General features: G+C 57.3%; 21 protein-coding genes. 17 read left to right on the top strand and 4 right to left on the bottom strand.

Going from position 1 to position 15,342, the window contains the following annotated elements; all coding sequences use genetic code 11:
• The first annotated feature begins 331 nt into the window (after window positions 1-331).
• The 11 genes from ffh to trmD are packed head-to-tail and all read left to right on the top strand — an operon-like array spanning window position 332 to window position 6,852.
• Window positions 332-1,828 carry a signal recognition particle protein gene (gene ffh, locus ACEWL3_RS11885; RefSeq protein WP_386183000.1) on the top strand — a complete coding sequence of 499 codons (1,497 nt, stop codon included), beginning with the start codon at window positions 332-334 and terminating at the stop codon, window positions 1,826-1,828.
• Window positions 1,825-2,157, top strand: a complete 333-nt coding sequence (locus tag ACEWL3_RS11880) for an NIPSNAP family protein (RefSeq protein ID WP_386183002.1) — start codon at window positions 1,825-1,827, stop codon at window positions 2,155-2,157. The genes ffh and ACEWL3_RS11880 overlap by 4 nt, the downstream gene beginning before the upstream one ends.
• Window positions 2,158-2,679, top strand: a complete 522-nt coding sequence (locus tag ACEWL3_RS11875) for a GNAT family N-acetyltransferase (RefSeq protein ID WP_386183004.1) — start codon at window positions 2,158-2,160, stop codon at window positions 2,677-2,679.
• A gap of 5 nt (window positions 2,680-2,684) precedes the next feature.
• Window positions 2,685-3,239, top strand: coding sequence for a GNAT family N-acetyltransferase (locus ACEWL3_RS11870; protein ID WP_435000926.1), 555 nt, complete (start codon window positions 2,685-2,687; stop codon window positions 3,237-3,239).
• The gene (locus ACEWL3_RS11865) at window positions 3,236-3,532 is read left to right on the top strand and encodes a chorismate mutase (RefSeq protein WP_386183008.1); all 297 of its coding nucleotides are present in this window, start codon (window positions 3,236-3,238) and stop codon (window positions 3,530-3,532) included. The genes ACEWL3_RS11870 and ACEWL3_RS11865 overlap by 4 nt, the downstream gene beginning before the upstream one ends.
• Before the next feature lie 21 nt (window positions 3,533-3,553).
• Window positions 3,554-3,970, top strand: a complete 417-nt coding sequence (rpsP, locus tag ACEWL3_RS11860; RefSeq protein ID WP_386183010.1) for a 30S ribosomal protein S16 — start codon at window positions 3,554-3,556, stop codon at window positions 3,968-3,970.
• Window positions 3,971-3,988: 18 nt separating this feature from the next.
• Window positions 3,989-4,618: a 5,6-dimethylbenzimidazole synthase gene (gene bluB, locus ACEWL3_RS11855; protein ID WP_386183012.1), complete on the top strand. Its 630-nt coding sequence runs from the start codon at window positions 3,989-3,991 to the stop codon at window positions 4,616-4,618.
• Complete coding sequence (locus tag ACEWL3_RS11850; RefSeq protein WP_205389828.1) at window positions 4,618-4,767, top strand: hypothetical protein; 150 nt, start codon at window positions 4,618-4,620, stop codon at window positions 4,765-4,767. The genes bluB and ACEWL3_RS11850 overlap by 1 nt, the downstream gene beginning before the upstream one ends.
• Window positions 4,764-5,285: a ribosome maturation factor RimM gene (rimM, locus tag ACEWL3_RS11845; RefSeq protein ID WP_386183015.1), complete on the top strand. Its 522-nt coding sequence runs from the start codon at window positions 4,764-4,766 to the stop codon at window positions 5,283-5,285. Before ACEWL3_RS11850 ends, rimM begins: the two co-directional genes overlap by 4 nt.
• Window positions 5,285-6,070 (top strand): sulfotransferase, encoded by a 786-nt coding sequence (locus ACEWL3_RS11840; RefSeq protein WP_386183017.1) that lies wholly within the window; start codon window positions 5,285-5,287, stop codon window positions 6,068-6,070. Before rimM ends, ACEWL3_RS11840 begins: the two co-directional genes overlap by 1 nt.
• Complete coding sequence (gene trmD / locus ACEWL3_RS11835) at window positions 6,067-6,852, top strand: tRNA (guanosine(37)-N1)-methyltransferase TrmD (RefSeq protein WP_386183019.1); 786 nt, start codon at window positions 6,067-6,069, stop codon at window positions 6,850-6,852. Before ACEWL3_RS11840 ends, trmD begins: the two co-directional genes overlap by 4 nt.
• A gap of 36 nt (window positions 6,853-6,888) precedes the next feature.
• Here the strand turns inward: trmD and ACEWL3_RS11830 are convergent, their stop codons facing one another.
• Complete coding sequence (locus ACEWL3_RS11830) at window positions 6,889-7,137, bottom strand: HP1242/YdcH family protein (protein WP_386183021.1); 249 nt, start codon at window positions 7,135-7,137, stop codon at window positions 6,889-6,891.
• Window positions 7,138-7,162: 25 nt separating this feature from the next.
• Complete coding sequence (gene ppk2, locus ACEWL3_RS11825) at window positions 7,163-7,999, bottom strand: polyphosphate kinase 2 (protein WP_386183216.1); 837 nt, start codon at window positions 7,997-7,999, stop codon at window positions 7,163-7,165.
• Window positions 8,000-8,397: 398 nt separating this feature from the next.
• Between ppk2 and rplS the strand changes: the two genes are divergently transcribed.
• From rplS to ACEWL3_RS11805, 4 genes are all read left to right on the top strand, one after another.
• Window positions 8,398-8,784 (top strand): 50S ribosomal protein L19, encoded by a 387-nt coding sequence (gene rplS / locus ACEWL3_RS11820; RefSeq protein WP_386183023.1) that lies wholly within the window; start codon window positions 8,398-8,400, stop codon window positions 8,782-8,784.
• Window positions 8,785-8,789: 5 nt separating this feature from the next.
• A complete protein-coding gene (gene rpmE / locus ACEWL3_RS11815; protein WP_114879935.1) occupies window positions 8,790-9,011 on the top strand; it encodes a 50S ribosomal protein L31 in 222 nt (73 codons plus the stop codon).
• 232 nt (window positions 9,012-9,243) lie between these two features.
• Window positions 9,244-10,053, top strand: coding sequence for a division plane positioning ATPase MipZ (locus ACEWL3_RS11810; protein ID WP_386183026.1), 810 nt, complete (start codon window positions 9,244-9,246; stop codon window positions 10,051-10,053).
• A 179-nt stretch (window positions 10,054-10,232) separates the two neighbouring features.
• The gene (locus ACEWL3_RS11805; protein WP_435000922.1) at window positions 10,233-11,132 is read left to right on the top strand and encodes a calcium/sodium antiporter; all 900 of its coding nucleotides are present in this window, start codon (window positions 10,233-10,235) and stop codon (window positions 11,130-11,132) included.
• 40 nt (window positions 11,133-11,172) lie between these two features.
• Here ACEWL3_RS11805 and ACEWL3_RS11800 read toward each other — a convergent pair whose 3' ends face one another.
• Together ACEWL3_RS11800 and ACEWL3_RS11795 are read right to left on the bottom strand one after the other, a co-directional pair.
• A complete protein-coding gene (locus ACEWL3_RS11800) occupies window positions 11,173-12,048 on the bottom strand; it encodes a DMT family transporter (RefSeq protein WP_386183030.1) in 876 nt (291 codons plus the stop codon).
• Window positions 12,049-12,075: 27 nt separating this feature from the next.
• On the bottom strand, window positions 12,076-12,525 hold the full coding sequence (locus ACEWL3_RS11795) for a MarR family winged helix-turn-helix transcriptional regulator (RefSeq protein WP_386183032.1): 450 nt from the start codon (window positions 12,523-12,525) through the stop codon (window positions 12,076-12,078).
• A 68-nt stretch (window positions 12,526-12,593) separates the two neighbouring features.
• Between ACEWL3_RS11795 and hmgA the strand changes: the two genes are divergently transcribed.
• Window positions 12,594-13,955, top strand: coding sequence for a homogentisate 1,2-dioxygenase (hmgA, locus tag ACEWL3_RS11790; RefSeq protein WP_386183034.1), 1,362 nt, complete (start codon window positions 12,594-12,596; stop codon window positions 13,953-13,955).
• Between the two features lie 68 nt (window positions 13,956-14,023).
• Window positions 14,024-15,277, top strand: coding sequence for a fumarylacetoacetase (gene fahA, locus ACEWL3_RS11785; protein ID WP_386183036.1), 1,254 nt, complete (start codon window positions 14,024-14,026; stop codon window positions 15,275-15,277).
• The last annotated feature ends 65 nt before the right edge of the window (window positions 15,278-15,342 follow it).

The following is a 15,342-nucleotide window of genomic DNA, read 5'->3' as shown; positions in this document are numbered from 1 at the left end:
AATGAGCCCGGGCGCGCACCCCATCACCAAAGTCTACACGTCCGGTCAAGGTGCCAGCCGCGCCGCACGCGCCATCAACACCTGGCTCGGACCACAGCACAACAGTTGACTCTGCCCCGGTCACAGCCTAAACGCCGCTCAAATCCCGGAAGCATTGCCTTCCGGTCCCCGCCATTTGTGGGGATCGCCCTCCGTCAGCGCGTTGCGCCCACGGGGGCAAAACCATTTGGTTTTGTTCCCGTTCAAAACGTCTCGGGGGCAATTGTGCATTTACCGCAGGGTTCCTAAGTTCAGGATACCCCGCAACCGAACCGAGAAAGGGCTTTGCCCCATGTTTGAGAACCTGTCTGAACGCCTGTCAGGCGTCTTTGATCGCCTCACCAAACAGGGTGCGTTGTCTGAGGACGACGTCAAAACCGCCCTGCGAGAGGTTCGCGTCGCCCTGCTTGAGGCGGATGTGTCGCTGCCCGTGGCCCGCGATTTTGTCAAAGCGGTTCAGGACAAGGCCACCGGCCAGGCTGTCACAAAATCCATCACCCCCGGCCAACAAGTCGTCAAGATTGTCCATGACGCCCTGATCGACACGCTGAAAGGCGAAGGCGAACCCGGTGCACTGAAAATCGACAGTCCGCCGGCACCGATCCTGATGGTCGGTCTTCAGGGTGGCGGCAAGACAACCACAACTGCGAAATTGGCAAAGCGTTTGAAAGAACGCGACGGCAAACGCGTGCTGATGGCATCGCTTGACGTCAACCGCCCGGCCGCGATGGAACAGCTGGCCATCCTCGGTGTGCAAATCGGCGTCGACACTTTGCCCATCGTCAAAGGCGAAGACCCGGTCTCCATCGCCAAGCGCGCCAAGACCCAAGCTGCGATGGGTGGCTATGACGTCTATATGCTCGACACGGCTGGACGTCTCAGCATCGACGAAGAGCTGATGAGCCAGGTCGAAGCAGTACGTAACGTGGCCAACCCCCGCGAAACCCTGCTGGTTGTTGATGGCCTGACAGGTCAGGATGCCGTGCACACCGCCCAGAATTTCGATGACCGTATCGGTATCACCGGCGTTGTCCTGACCCGGATGGACGGGGACGGGCGTGGCGGTGCAGCGCTGTCGATGCGCGCGGTGACTGGCAAGCCGATCAAATTCGTCGGCCTTGGCGAAAAGATGGACGCGCTCGAAACGTTCGAACCAGAACGCATCGCGGGCCGCATCCTTGGCATGGGCGACATCGTCGCACTGGTCGAAAAGGCGCAGGAAACCATCGAGGCCGAGCAGGCCGAAAAGATGATGCGGCGCATGGCCAAAGGTCAGTTCAATATGAACGACCTCAAGATGCAGCTGGAACAGATGATCAAGATGGGCGGAATGCAAGGCATGATGGGCATGATGCCCGGCATGGGCAAAATGGCCAAAAAGGTCGAGGATGCAGGCCTTGACGACAAAATCCTCACACGCCAGATCGCCCTGATCCAATCCATGACAAAGAAAGAGCGCGCCAATCCTGCACTCTTGCAGGCCAGCCGTAAAAAACGGATCGCCAAAGGTGCGGGCCTGGAAGTCAGCGAATTGAACAAGCTGATGAAAATGCACCGCCAGATGTCCGACATGATGAAGAAGATGGGTAAAATGGGCAAAGGCGGCATGCTCAAGCAAGCCATGAAGGGCATGTTTGGCAAAGGCGGCATGGACCCCAGCCAGATGGACCCCAAAGCATTGGAAGCAGCGGCCAAACAGATGGGCGGCAAACTGCCCGGTGGTCTGGGCGGCATGGGCGGCGGCATGGGCCTGCCTTCCGGGCTGAGCGGATTTGGGAAAAAGAAATGATCACCTGCACCGTCAGATATGAAATCGACCCCGACAAATTGGCCGAGTTTGAGGTCTATGCGAAAGCATGGCTGCATCTTGTGCCAAAGCTCGGTGGGACCCATCACGGCTATCACATGCCGCATGAGGGGCCGAATGACATCGCCTATTGCCATTTCTCGTTCCCATCACTCGCCGATTACGAAGCCTACCGCGCAAAGATGTGGGAAGACCCGGAATGCCTGCGCGCCTATGAGCACGCCAAGCGCACAAAATGCATCCGCCGCTATGATCGTTCTTTCACCAAGCCGCTGTTTGACGGCGCAACCGTTGATGATTTGGGTCTCTGAATGACGCCAGCCCCAACCATAGAAACCAAACGCCTGATTTTGCGCGGACCGAAAGCGTCGGACTTTGAACCGATTGCCACATTCTATGCCGATCCAGAGCGCTCAATGGGCTTTGGTGGCGTGCTGCCGCGTGATCAGGCTTGGCGCTGGTTTGCCAGCATGATTGGCCATTGGCATCTGCGCGGGTACGGCTTTTGGACCATCACCGACAAAGCCGCCGGCACCGCCCTTGGTATCTGTGGCATCTGGAATCCCGAAGGCTGGCCCGAAGCGGAACTGGGGTGGATCGCTTTCCCGCAGGCCGAGGGCAAAGGCATCGCGTTTGAAGCGGCAACCGCAGTGCGGCACCACGCCTACACCGTCATGGGTTTTACCACGATGACCAGCAACATCGTACCGGGCAATGCGCGCTCCATCGCTTTGGCGGAACGGCTGGGTGCGGTTCATGAAACGACCTATGACAACATAAACATGGGCACCGAACACATGTTTCGCCATCCTGCGCCGGCGGACCTTGCATGACCGCCATGGCCTTGACCCTCCCCACGCTAAAGACAGATCGCTTGATCCTGCGCACGCCAAGACTGCAAGACGCGGAATACTATGTCGCGTACAAGATGTCCGAGCGCGCCAAATTCACTGGCGGTCCACTTGATCAAAATGCAGCACAAGCAGGCTTTTTCAAGAACGCAGGTCAATGGGTGATCCGAGGGTATGGCCTGTTTATGGCCACGACCCAGAGCGATCCCAAAACCGTCATTGGCGGCTTTGGCGTATTTCACCCCCTGAACCAGAAAGAACCTGAATTTGGCTGGACGCTCTATGACCGCGCGGCAGAGGGCAAAGGATACGTCACAGAAGCCATGCGCGCGATCATCCCTTGGGCGTGGCCTGTGATGGGCGTGAACACGGCGCAATCGCATATTGATGAAGGAAATCACGCATCCGTCGCCGTGGCACGTGCGTTGGGCGCAACATTGGACGCAGAAACCACCCGGATCGAAAACGCCGACGGTGGCGAATTTGCCGATCACGACACATACGTAAACATCTGGCGTCACCAAAAGGGAGCGCTCAAATGACCAATACAACCACCCTGGCCGCGCAGATCCTCAAGGATCACCGCGCGTCCATCGACCGTCTCGACGCAATCCTTGTCTATACGCTGGGCGAGCGGTTCAAACACACACAGGCTGTGGGGAAACTCAAAGCCGAACACGACCTTCCCCCGTCCGATCCGTCCCGCGAAGGGGCCCAGATCGCACGGCTCGAAGATTTGGCGAAAGAGGCTGACCTCGATCCCGAATTCGCCAAGAAGTTCCTGAACTTCATCATCGCTGAAGTCATTCAGCATCACAAATCACACCAATCGTAAAAACCTAAAGGACTACACACCATGGCTATGAAAATTCGTCTCGCCCGCGGCGGCTCCAAGAAACGCCCCTTTTATCGCATCGTCGCTGCAGACAGCCGCATGCCACGCGATGGCCGCTTTATTGAAAAGCTGGGCACCTATAACCCGCTGCTGCCAAAAGACAGCGAAGAGCGCGTGAAAATGGACGTCGAAAAGATCCAGGAATGGATTGCAAAAGGCGCACAGCCTACAGACCGCGTTGCCCGTATGCTCGAAGCTGCCGGCGTTCGTGACAAAACAGAGCGTAACAACCCCAACAAAGGCACACCGGGCAAGAAAGCCCAGGACCGTGTCGAAGAGAAAGCCGCCAAGGCAACCGCCGCTGCCGAAGCTGCCGCCGCCCCTGCCGAGGAAGCGCCAGCAGAAGAGGCAGCCGCCGACGAAGCAGCCGCAGAATAATCTGAGGCAAAGTCCGGCATGGAAACATTCTCACAAGACTTCCGTGCCGGGCTGCACGACCTGATGCGCTGGCGGCGCGACGTCCGCCACTTTCTGACCGATCCTGTGGACGAGGCATTGATCAGCGAATGCCTCGACACCTTTCATCTGGCCCCGTCCGTCGGCCTGTCAGAACCCTGGCGCATCATCCGCGTCGCCTCTGACACCGCGCGCCAGGCCGCACTTGAGAATTTCAAAGCAGCCAATGCCGAAGCCCTTGCGGGGTATTCTGGCGAACAGGCGGCCCTTTATGCCTCGCTCAAGCTGTCGGGGATGCAGGACGCGCCTGAACAGATGGCAATCTACTGTGATGAGGGCACCGAAAAAGGACACGGCCTTGGCGCTGGTACCATGCCGGAAATGCGCCGCTATTCTGTAGTTGGCGCGATCACGCTGATGTGGCTAACCGCGCGGACGCACGGCCTTGGGCTGGGATGGGTCTCTGTTCTTGACCCCGTTCGTCTTAACCGTGATCTTGAGGTGCCGGAGGGGTGGTCTTTGGTCGCCTATCTCTGCCTGGGGTGGCCCCGCGAGAGCACCCTGACGCCCGAACTAGAAACCAAAAACTGGGAGGTTCGCGCCCCCCATCTGCATGTGGAAAACCGCTGATGTACCGTTTGATCAAACTTGTCGTTGTTCTGGCCATCGGTTTTGGCATTGGCATGTGGTACGAACGCTTCCTCATGCGCTCGGAATGTGCCGCAGGTGCAGGTGAATGGACGGGCACGATCTGCGTGGACTCGGAGTTGCTGCAATGACTGAAATGATCTGTGTTGGTGCCATCGCAGGCTCTTACGGTGTGCGCGGTGAGCTGCGCGTCAAAAGCTATTGTGCGGTCCCCGAAGATATTGAAACCTACACACCGCTCTGGTCAGAGGACCGCAGCCGCCAGTTTGCCCTCGCCATCCTGCACCCAATCAAAAACGGCTTTGCTGCACGGATCACCGATGTCTCCACCAAGGAAGAGGCCGACGCCCTGCGCGGCACCGCCCTTTATGCGGACCGCGACCAACTGCCGTCGCTGCCCGATGATGAATTTTACCACGCCGATCTGATTGGCCTTTCGGTTTATGACACCGGCGGCGTATTGCTTGGCACGGTCAAGGCCGTCCAGAACCACGGCGCTGACGACCTGTTGGAACTCCAACTTGCAGGCACCTCTGCCACCACGTTTCTGCCCTTTACCAAAGCCGCTGTGCCAACGGTCGACCTCGCCTTGGGCCGCATCGTGGCCGACCCGCCGCATGGCGTCTTGCCGGAAACGGATAGCAAGTAATGCCGCGCCGGATCATCCTGCATGCAGGGTTCCACAAGACCGGAACGTCCAGCATCCAGGCCACGTTGCGCGAAAATCGGGTCGCCCTGAAAAAACACGCGGCACTGCGCCTGCGCTGGCACATGCAAGAACTCATCAGCGCCACGCGCGGTTATTCCACATGGCGTGATCCGCTGACCCTGATCAAAGCGCAGGACCGCTTTGAAACGGTGATGAACGAATTGCCCGGCATGCCGCGCCGGACGCTGATCATCTCAGCCGAAGAACTCTCGGGCCACCTGCCCGGCCGCGGCGATCTGGATGATTATTCCGCCGCACCCGTACTGCTTTATGCGTTCTGGGAGATCATGACCAAGCGCTACCCGGAAGCTGAGATCTTGCTCTACCTTTCCACCCGTGCCCCTGAAGCATGGCTTAAATCCGCCCATTGGGAACACGTCAAAGCATCCAATATGACAATGGACGCCGATGCCTTCTGCGACCGGTATCTTGCGGCGGCGAACCTTGAGGGGATGGTTGCCGACATCGCCAGCCGCGTGCCCTGCCCTGTCCATCACACAGCGCTTGAAGATTGTCGTGATCTGCCACTTGGCCCCGCCGACCCATTGCTTGATCTGTGTGAGCTTCCACTCAGCCTGCGCGCCGAACTGGTGGCCCCTCCACCCGCGAACACGCGGTTGGGCGACGATGTACTGAACGCGATGATCGAGGCCAACAAAAATCACAGGACACCAGATGCCCGAAATGCTGCCAAGGCCGCAATCCTCGCTGAGGCACGCCAATGAAAACACCCCGCTCCTATGGCCGCCAATCGGTCCGCGCCACGTTGCAGCCACGTGAATTGATGCAGGACTCGCCCGACTATGCCGACATCTGGCAGGCACGCGTTGTCACGCTTTTTCCCGAACTCTTTCCCGGCGTGCTGGGGGCCAGCCTGACGGGCAAAGCCTTGCAGGACGGCAAGTGGCAATTGCACACCCACGACCTGCGCCCTTACGGGATCGGCAAACACCGCAATGTCGATGACACCCCTGCCGGTGGCGGTGCGGGCATGGTCCTGCGTGCCGATGTAGTTGGTCCCGCACTGGCCGACGCGCAAAGCCACGCCCATGGCAGATGGCCGATCCTGTATATGTCCCCGCGCGGCCAACGCTTTGATCAGGCGATGGCGCGCGATCTGTCCACATGCGCGGGCGTCACCATGCTTTGTGGCCGGTTTGAAGGCGTGGATGAACGGGTGATTGAACACTTCGGTATCACCGAAGTGAGCCTTGGCGATTTTGTTATGACAGGCGGCGAACTGGCGGCCCAGGCGATGATCGACGCCACCGTGCGCCTGTTGCCTGGCGTGCTGGGCAATGCCGACAGCACCGTTGAGGAAAGCCATTCAAACGGTCTGCTCGAACACCCCCAATACACCCGCCCCGCGATCTGGGAAGGGCGCGAGATCCCTCCCGTCCTGATGTCCGGGAACCACGGTGAAATCGCCAAATGGCGACAGCAACAAGCTGAAATCCTGACCAAAACCCGCCGCCCCGACATGTGGGCACGCCGGGACCACAAATAAAGCTAGGCACTGCCGTAACTCTGTTTTGCCAAGGCTCTACCCTGCAGTTTGCGCCGTCAAATAGGCGTAAATCTCATCTTTGAGCGCCAGTCGCCGCTTGCGCATGTTACTCATGTGATCGTCACTGGTGGGCTCCACATCGGTTTCAGCCCGGTGAATCGCACGGTTCAATGTGTGATAGGTGTCCGCCAGATTTTCAAAGTGGCGGTCGCTCTGACGCAACTGCGCCATCTGTGTGGTCAACTCGGGAAATTCTTCGGCAAGTTCGTGTGGGGTATGGGACATATGTCGTTCCTTTTTTGAATTGGGGTCACTTGTTGTTGCGTTCAGGATGCAAAGACGCAGCCAGTACATGATCGGAGTCATGAACGATCGCTTCGGCTTGATGATAGATTTTGGGGTCCGGCGCTCTGGCAACCTCAGGGTCCTTGCCCGGATAATCAAGCTGAGCCAAAAAATGCCGCATGCACGTGAGGCGTGCGCGTTTCTTGTCGTTTGACCGGATCACCGTCCAAGGCGCATCCGCTGTGTCCGTGTAGAAAAACATCGCCTCTTTCGCCTCGGTATAATCATCCCACTTATCAAGACTGGCACGATCAATCGGCGACAGCTTCCACCGCTTGAGCGGATCAGTTTCGCGCGAGGCAAAGCGTCTCTTTTGCTCTTCTTGGGTGACGGAAAACCAATATTTGAACAGCTTGATACCGCTGCGCACCAACATGCGTTCAAATTCCGGCGTTTGCCGCATGAATTCCAGGTATTCGGTGGGTGCGCAAAAGTTCATCACTCTCTCAACACCCGCACGATTGTACCACGACCGGTCATATAGAACGATCTCGCCTGCGGTTGGCAGATGTTTGATGTAGCGCTGAAAAAACCACTGGCCCCGTTCTTCGTCCGTGGGTTTGTTCAAGGCAACCACGCGCGCCGCCCGCGGATTGAGGTGTTCTGTGAACCGTTTGATCGTGCCCCCTTTGCCCGCAGCATCCCGCCCCTCGAACAAAAGCACAAATTTCTGATCGGTCTCCTGAACCCAATGCTGAACTTTGAGCAACTCGACCTGCAACGCAGACTTTTCGGTTTCGTAGGTTCGGCGCGCCATCTTGGTTCTATAGGGGTATTCACCGCTTTCAAAACCAAGGATCATGTTGGTTGTGGCCACCTTTAACGCTGTTGTCTTATTGGTACTGGCTGTTGGCACGCTATCTCCTTTTCTTCACACTTTCTCGGATGTCGCGATAAGAATAATCTGTCGCAAGCCAATTTGCCTTGACGTGGATCAACCATGCCCACCAAAGTCAGTTAGCGGTACCTTGCGGCCACAATCACCCCCCCTTGATCCATCCCCACAGACCGCCTATACGACGCCAGTCTGGAATCGCTTTTGCGGACCCGGACCTTTCTGCTGTTTGCAGATCGCAAAACAAGGAATGACGATGCTACCTCCGGTGGGCCACTACGGTGCAGTCCCGAAACACAGACCGAAGCTCTTGGATCGCGCAATAACTTCGTGGAACACCACGAGCATCATAGGAGACGCGTCAGATGAACCTGATCGCAGAGATTGAGGCGGAACAAATCGCCGAACTGGGCAAAGACATCCCAGATTTCCGTGCGGGCGATACCGTCCGTGTCGGTTTTAAAGTAACCGAAGGCACCCGCACCCGTGTGCAGAATTACGAAGGCGTCTGCATCGCCCGTAACAACGGCCATGGTATTGCCGGATCGTTCACCGTCCGCAAAATCAGCTTTGGTGAAGGCGTGGAACGTGTATTCCCGCTGCACTCAACAAACATCGACGAAATCACCGTGGTCCGCCGTGGTCGTGTGCGTCGTGCGAAACTGTATTACCTGCGTGCGCGCCGTGGTAAATCAGCACGTATCGTTGAGAATGCTCACTACAAGAAACCCAAGTCTGACGCGAAAGGATAAGCGCGATGAAAGCCGATACACATCCCGAATATCACACAATCAACGTCAAAATGACCGACGGCACGATTGTGGAAATGAAATCGACATGGGGCAAGGAAGGCGACCAGCTGTCGCTTGATATCGACCCATCCGTGCACCCCGCGTGGACCGGCGGCTCCAGCCGTCTGATGGACACCGGCGGCCGCGTGTCGAAGTTCAAAAACAAATATGCAGGCCTTGGTTTCTGATACCTTTTGCCTTTGCGATAATAATGGCGCAGCCTCAGGCTGCGCCATTTTTCTTTGGTATTTCCGAGGTGACGGGACAGCGCAAATTCGCTCAACTTTTGCCAAACAAGCCACAGTCAGACCAATTATCACAGCCACACACTCTGCTGCATCTTCCCAAATGCAGTTACACCACATATAGTGTCGCACAACAATCACCTGCACAAACCGCAGGGAACAGAGGGACATGGGCATGGCGCATATTATCGTCGTCGGAAACGAAAAAGGTGGGGCGGGCAAATCCACAGTGTCCATGCATTTGGCCACAGCCCTCGCGCGAATGGGCCACAAGGTCAGCGGCCTTGATCTGGACCTGCGCCAGCGCACTTTCGGCCGCTATGTCGAAAACCGTCTCGCATTCGTAAAACAAGCCAGCCTTGATCTGGTCAGCCCGGCCCTGTGCGAACTGCCTGAGGTCGAACCAAGCAGCTTGCGCCCCGGCGAAAACATGTACGATCACCGGCTTAGCGTGGCGGTAACATCGCTTGAACCTTACAACGACTTTATCCTGATTGACTGTCCCGGTTCTCACACCCGGCTCAGCCAGGTCGCGCATTCGCTGGCCGACACGCTGATCACGCCGCTCAACGACAGCTTTATCGACTTTGATCTGCTGGCCCATACCGATGCCTCGGGCGACAAGATCACCGGGCCGTCCGTCTACTCTGAAATGGTGTGGAACGCACGGCAGCTGCGCGCGCAGGCCGGGCTTTCGCCCATTGACTGGATTGTCGTGCGCAACCGCATGGGTGCCCAGCGCATGGTCAACAAGGAAAAGATGGAGCGCGCGATCCAGAACCTCAGTAAACGGATCGGATTCCGCATCGCACCGGGCTTTAACGAACGCGTCATCTTTCGCGAGCTGTTCCCCCGTGGCCTGACCCTGCTGGACCTCAAGGACATCGGCGTCAAACAACTCAACATCTCGAATGTCGCCGCCCGTCAGGAACTCCGCGATATGATCAAGGCCCTGAATTTGCCGGGTGTGACCGCTGATTTCTGAAGGTTTCTGAAGTACGTCCTTGCGAGACAAAAGGAGCTTTCGCACCTTTCGTGCCAGCAGCCTCATTTCCCTTAACTTTATTCTCATGGCCTCCTTGTCGCATAGGGTTTCAACGCCGATATGCAGCTAGAGCGCGGCGCATTGCCCGCTGGAGGTCTTTCTTGGACTACCTGTATATCATGACCGGCCTCGCCGGGCTGTTTTTTGGCGGCGAAGCGCTCGTTAGAGGTAGCGTCAGCATTGCACGGCGGATGTCGATTTCGCCGCTGATCATCGGGTTGACTATCGTTGGCTTCGGAACCTCAACACCCGAACTTCTGGTGTCCGTACAGGCCGCTCTGAAAGGCATTCCTGACATCGCAGTTGGCAACATTATTGGATCAAACATCGCAAATATTTTGCTGATTTTGGGAGTTACTTCCGTGGTCTGGCCGATCAAGGTTGCTGTTGCCACGTTGCGACGCGACACGACATTCATGATCGTATCGGCCTTATTACTGGTGCCGCTATTCGCGTTGGGCGAAATTGGTCGAACAAGTGGTCTGCTGCTGGTGGTCGGGCTGTTATTTTATTTGGTTTGGACGTTCCTGAAGTCGCGACAAGACAAAATTGTAGACGAGAACCCAGCAGGACAATCGTCTGTTACAATATCATTGCTCTGGGTCGCATTCGGCCTTTCAGCGTTGTTGTTTGGAGCGCAGTTTCTGGTCGACGGTGCCGCATCCGTCGCACGTGGTTTTGGCGTGTCCGAGGCATTTATCGGGCTTACGATCGTGGCCGTCGGGACGTCGCTCCCAGAACTTGCTACGTCACTTATCGCGGCATTTCGCCGCCAGTCAGATATCGCAATCGGAAATGTTATCGGTTCGAACATTTTCAACGTGCTGGGTATTCTGGGTGCCACTGCCCTTATCACGCCAATTCCGGTTGCAGCACGGTTCCTGACTTTCGATCTACCCGTCATGATTGCTGTTTCGTTAGGACTGGTTGGTCTGTTGCTGACCCGTCCGCAGATCGGTCGCTCATTGGGTGCACTGATGTTGCTCGGCTACGCCGTTTACGTGGTTGCCGCTCAATAAAGGAAATGTGTTTCTTGTGCGTGGGATCCGGTGCATAAGACTACACTTCGGTGGGCAAAACTCTGCGCCGCCGCAACACCACCATGTTCGATACCGTCAGCGCCCCGATCACAATCCCGCCCCCGATCAAGGCATGGCCGCCCGGGTTTTCCCCAATCACCAGCCATGCCAGCAAAGGGGCCAGCACCGATTCCAGCAGCACCAGCAATCCAACCTCTGCCGACGTGATGTATCTTGGTCCCAACGCCAGCAGCACCGAACTGATCAGAATGAACCCGCCATGCCCCAGCACAAAAGGCACTTGTGACACCGGCACCGACAAAGGTGTTGCAAAGGGCCAGACCACCAGCGCCGCAATCAGATACCCCATCGCGACGCCCGGTACCATCGACGTGCCGCGCACATGCCGCGCCGCCGTCAAAGCGGCGGCAAACATCGCCGACAACGCAAATGCCAACAGGTCCCCAGACAGGCTCGCACCCGACGTTTCACCCGACCCATAGGCGATCACAGCCAACCCCGGAACCACGGCGGCGATGGTAAGCAAAGTGCGTTGACTGAACGGTTCGGCCAGAAAAATGCGGCTGAACCCAGCAGCAAAGACCGGCAATGACGCAATGATGAAGACCACATTGGCCACTGAGGTCAGGCTGACCGCCAACACAAACAAGACGCCGCTGCTGCCGACGCCCAACATATAGATCAGACCGAACCGTCCTGTCGCGAGCATATCCCTGAAAGGCGCGGTTCCAGACGTGGCCAGCAGATAAAGCGCCGTCCCCCCACCCGCCAAAAGCAGCCGCCAAAACGCGATGGTCCATGCGTCCGCATCAATCAACCGCACAAACAACGAATCCGGCACGACAAAAAGGACACCGAAAAATGTGATCAAAAGGCCTTTGGTCTGGTCCGTCATGAAAACATCGGTGACCGTTCTGCGCGTTCAAGTAAAGCGGACAGTTTCCATTGCCGCCAATTTGACCAGCGCCCGGCGCAAAACTTTGCTCTCTTCCGCCGTCAGCGACGTCATCAATGCGGCCTCATATTTTTCCGCAATCCCGCGCAGCTCAATATAGGCGGCCTGCCCGGATGCCGTCAGGGTCAGATGTTCCACCCGCCTGTCATTTTCGTCCCGTTCGCGGCTGACAAAACGGCGCGATACCAGCCCATGGACCGCGCGGCTGATCTTGGTCTTGTGGGTTTTGGCACGCGCACCAATTTCGCTGGCCGTCATGCATCCATAAAGCCCTAGATGAAACAACACCCGCCATTCAGTGCGCAACATGCCATAACGGTCCTTGTACACCTGTTGAAACGCAATCGAACTGGTCTCGGCTGCCTGTGTAAGCAGATAAGGCAGGAATTGCTCCAGTTCGAAATCACTGTTTTTCATCGCGGCACCGCTTGTTAGTTACAAAAACAACTATTACGGATGGGGCAGATTCTGCAAGGGGGCACCTCATGAACCGCCAGACCACACCGAATGACCTGACCCATGCGGCAACGCCAATGGGCACACATCCCGGATATATGCCCGGTTTCGGCAATGATTTCGAAACCGAAGCCCTTCCCGGAGCATTGCCGCAAGGCATGAACTCACCGCAAAAATGCAATTATGGTCTTTACGGCGAACAATTGAGCGGCACGGCCTTCACCGCCCCCAGCCATCAGAACGAACGCACCTGGTGCTACCGCATCCGCCCTTCGGTGAAACACTCGCACCGCTATGAAAAGATCAATCTGCCCTACTGGAAATCCGCGCCCCACATCCCACAGGATGTGATATCGCTGGGCCAATACCGCTGGGATCCGGTGCCCCATACCGACACGCCTCTGACATGGCTGACCGGCATGCGTACCATGACCACAGCCGGTGACGTGAACACCCAGGTTGGCATGGCGAGCCACATCTATCTGGTCACTGACAGCATGGTGGACAGCTATTTCTACTCCGCTGATTCCGAACTGCTGGTGGTCCCGCAAGAAGGGCAGCTTCGCTTCTGTACCGAACTGGGCGTCATCGAATTGGAACCCAAGGAAATCGCAATTATCCCCCGTGGACTACTCTACCGCGTCGAAGTCATCAGCGGGCCGGCACGCGGATTTGTCTGCGAAAACTACGGTCAGAAATTCGAATTGCCGGGCCGCGGCCCCATCGGGGCCAACTGCATGGCCAACCGCCGCGATTTCAAAACTCCGGTGGCAGCGTTTGAAGACCGCGAGGTCCCCTCAACCGTCACCATCAAATGGTGCGGCCAGTTCCACGAAACCAAAATCGGCCACTCGCCCTTGGATGTGGTCGCTTGGCACGGCAATTACTGTCCGGTCAAATACGATCTGCGCACCTATTGCCCGGTCGGCTCGATCCTGTTTGACCACCCCGACCCGTCGATCTTTACCGTCCTGACCGCCGCCTCCGGCGTCCCAGGCACCGCCAACATCGACTTTGTTCTGTTCCGCGAACGCTGGATGGTGGCCGAAGATACCTTCCGCCCGCCATGGTACCACAAGAATGTCATGTCTGAGATGATGGGCAATATTTATGGCCAATACGATGCCAAACCCAAGGGTTTCGTTCCCGGTGGCCTGTCACTGCACAACATGATGCTGCCCCATGGACCTGACAAAAATGCGTTTGATGGTGCGTCAAACGCAGACCTCAAGGCCGAGAAACTGGACAATACCATGTCGTTCATGTTTGAGACGCGGTTCCCCCAACACCTGACTGAATTTGCCGCCAAAGAGGCACCGTTGCAGGATGATTACATCGACTGCTGGAGCGACATAGAAAAGAAATTCGACGGGACCCCCGGCAAAAAGTGAGGGTGCAGGATCCCCGCACCTTACTTAAGGTGGGCGCGTCGCCCACCCTCACAAACAAGGATACCTAGATGACCCTCCTCACTTCTTGGGTGGAAAGCGCCAACAGCGCTGACACTGATTTTCCACTCAACAACTTGCCCTACGGCGTGTTCTCGACCAATTCTCTCGAACCCCGCTGCGGTGTGGCGATTGGCGATATGATCCTCGACATGGCCGCGATGGAGGAAGAGGACCTGATCCTCCTGCATTTCGAGCCAGTCTTCGACGTCCCCTATTGGAACGATGTGATGGATCTTGGCCCCGAAATCTGGGCTAAACTGCGTCACCACCTGACCGAACTGCTGAGCTCAGACAGCCCAGAACAAGCCAAAGTCGCGCCTCATCTGGTACCGATGGAGGAAGCGCGCCTGCATATGCCCATGATGGTCAGCGAGTACACCGATTTTTACGCAGGCCGCCACCACGCCACCAACGTCGGCACGATGTTCCGGGGGGCCGAAAACGCACTGCCGCCAAACTGGCTGCACATCCCAATCGGCTACAATGGCCGCGCCAGTACGGTTGTGGTCTCTGGCAGCGACATCACCCGCCCCAATGGTCAGACCAAAGCACCAGATGCCGAAAACCCCAGCTTTGGTCCCTGCAAACGCCTCGATATTGAACTGGAGATGGGGGCGATTGTCGGCACTTCAACGGACATGGGCCAACCGATCACCGTGGCGCAGGCGGACGAGATGATCTTTGGCTATGTCCTGCTCAACGACTGGTCGGCACGGGACATTCAGGCCTGGGAATATCAGCCGCTCGGCCCCTTTCAGGCCAAGGCATTTGCCACCTCGATCAGCCCCTGGATCGTCACCCGCGCGGCCCTCGAACCCTTCCGCACTTCAACGCCCGAGCGTGAAAAAGACCTGCTGCCTTATCTCCGGGAACCCGGTCCGATGCTCTATGACATCGACCTCAGCGTGATCATCGAACCGGACGGCGGCGCGCAAGAAGTCATCGCACGCACCAACTATAACCAGATGTACTATTCCGCCGCCCAGCAACTGACCCACCACGCCTCCTCTGGTTGCGCCATGAATGCAGGCGACCTTTTGGGCTCCGGCACCATTTCTGGCCCTGAAAAATCACAACGCGGCAGCCTGCTGGAACTCAGCTGGGGCGGCAAGGAACCGATCACCCTGTCCGATGGCTCTACCCGCAGCTTCATCGAAGACGGCGACACCATGATCCTTACCGGTCACGCATCGGGCGAGGGGTACCGCATCGGCTTTGGTGCCTGCGCCGGGAAAATCCTGCCGGCCATAAAGTACCCCTAGATTTCATTGTTCTTCAAATACACACATCCTGCGGTCTGACCGCAAACCGACCTCGAAAGGAAACA

It is taken from the genome of Sulfitobacter sediminivivens, from assembly GCF_042611115.2.
GTDB classification, from domain to species: domain Bacteria; phylum Pseudomonadota; class Alphaproteobacteria; order Rhodobacterales; family Rhodobacteraceae; genus Sulfitobacter; species Sulfitobacter sediminivivens.
Note: the sequence above shows the minus strand (reverse complement) of the source record. Positions and strands in the feature narration are given on the sequence as shown.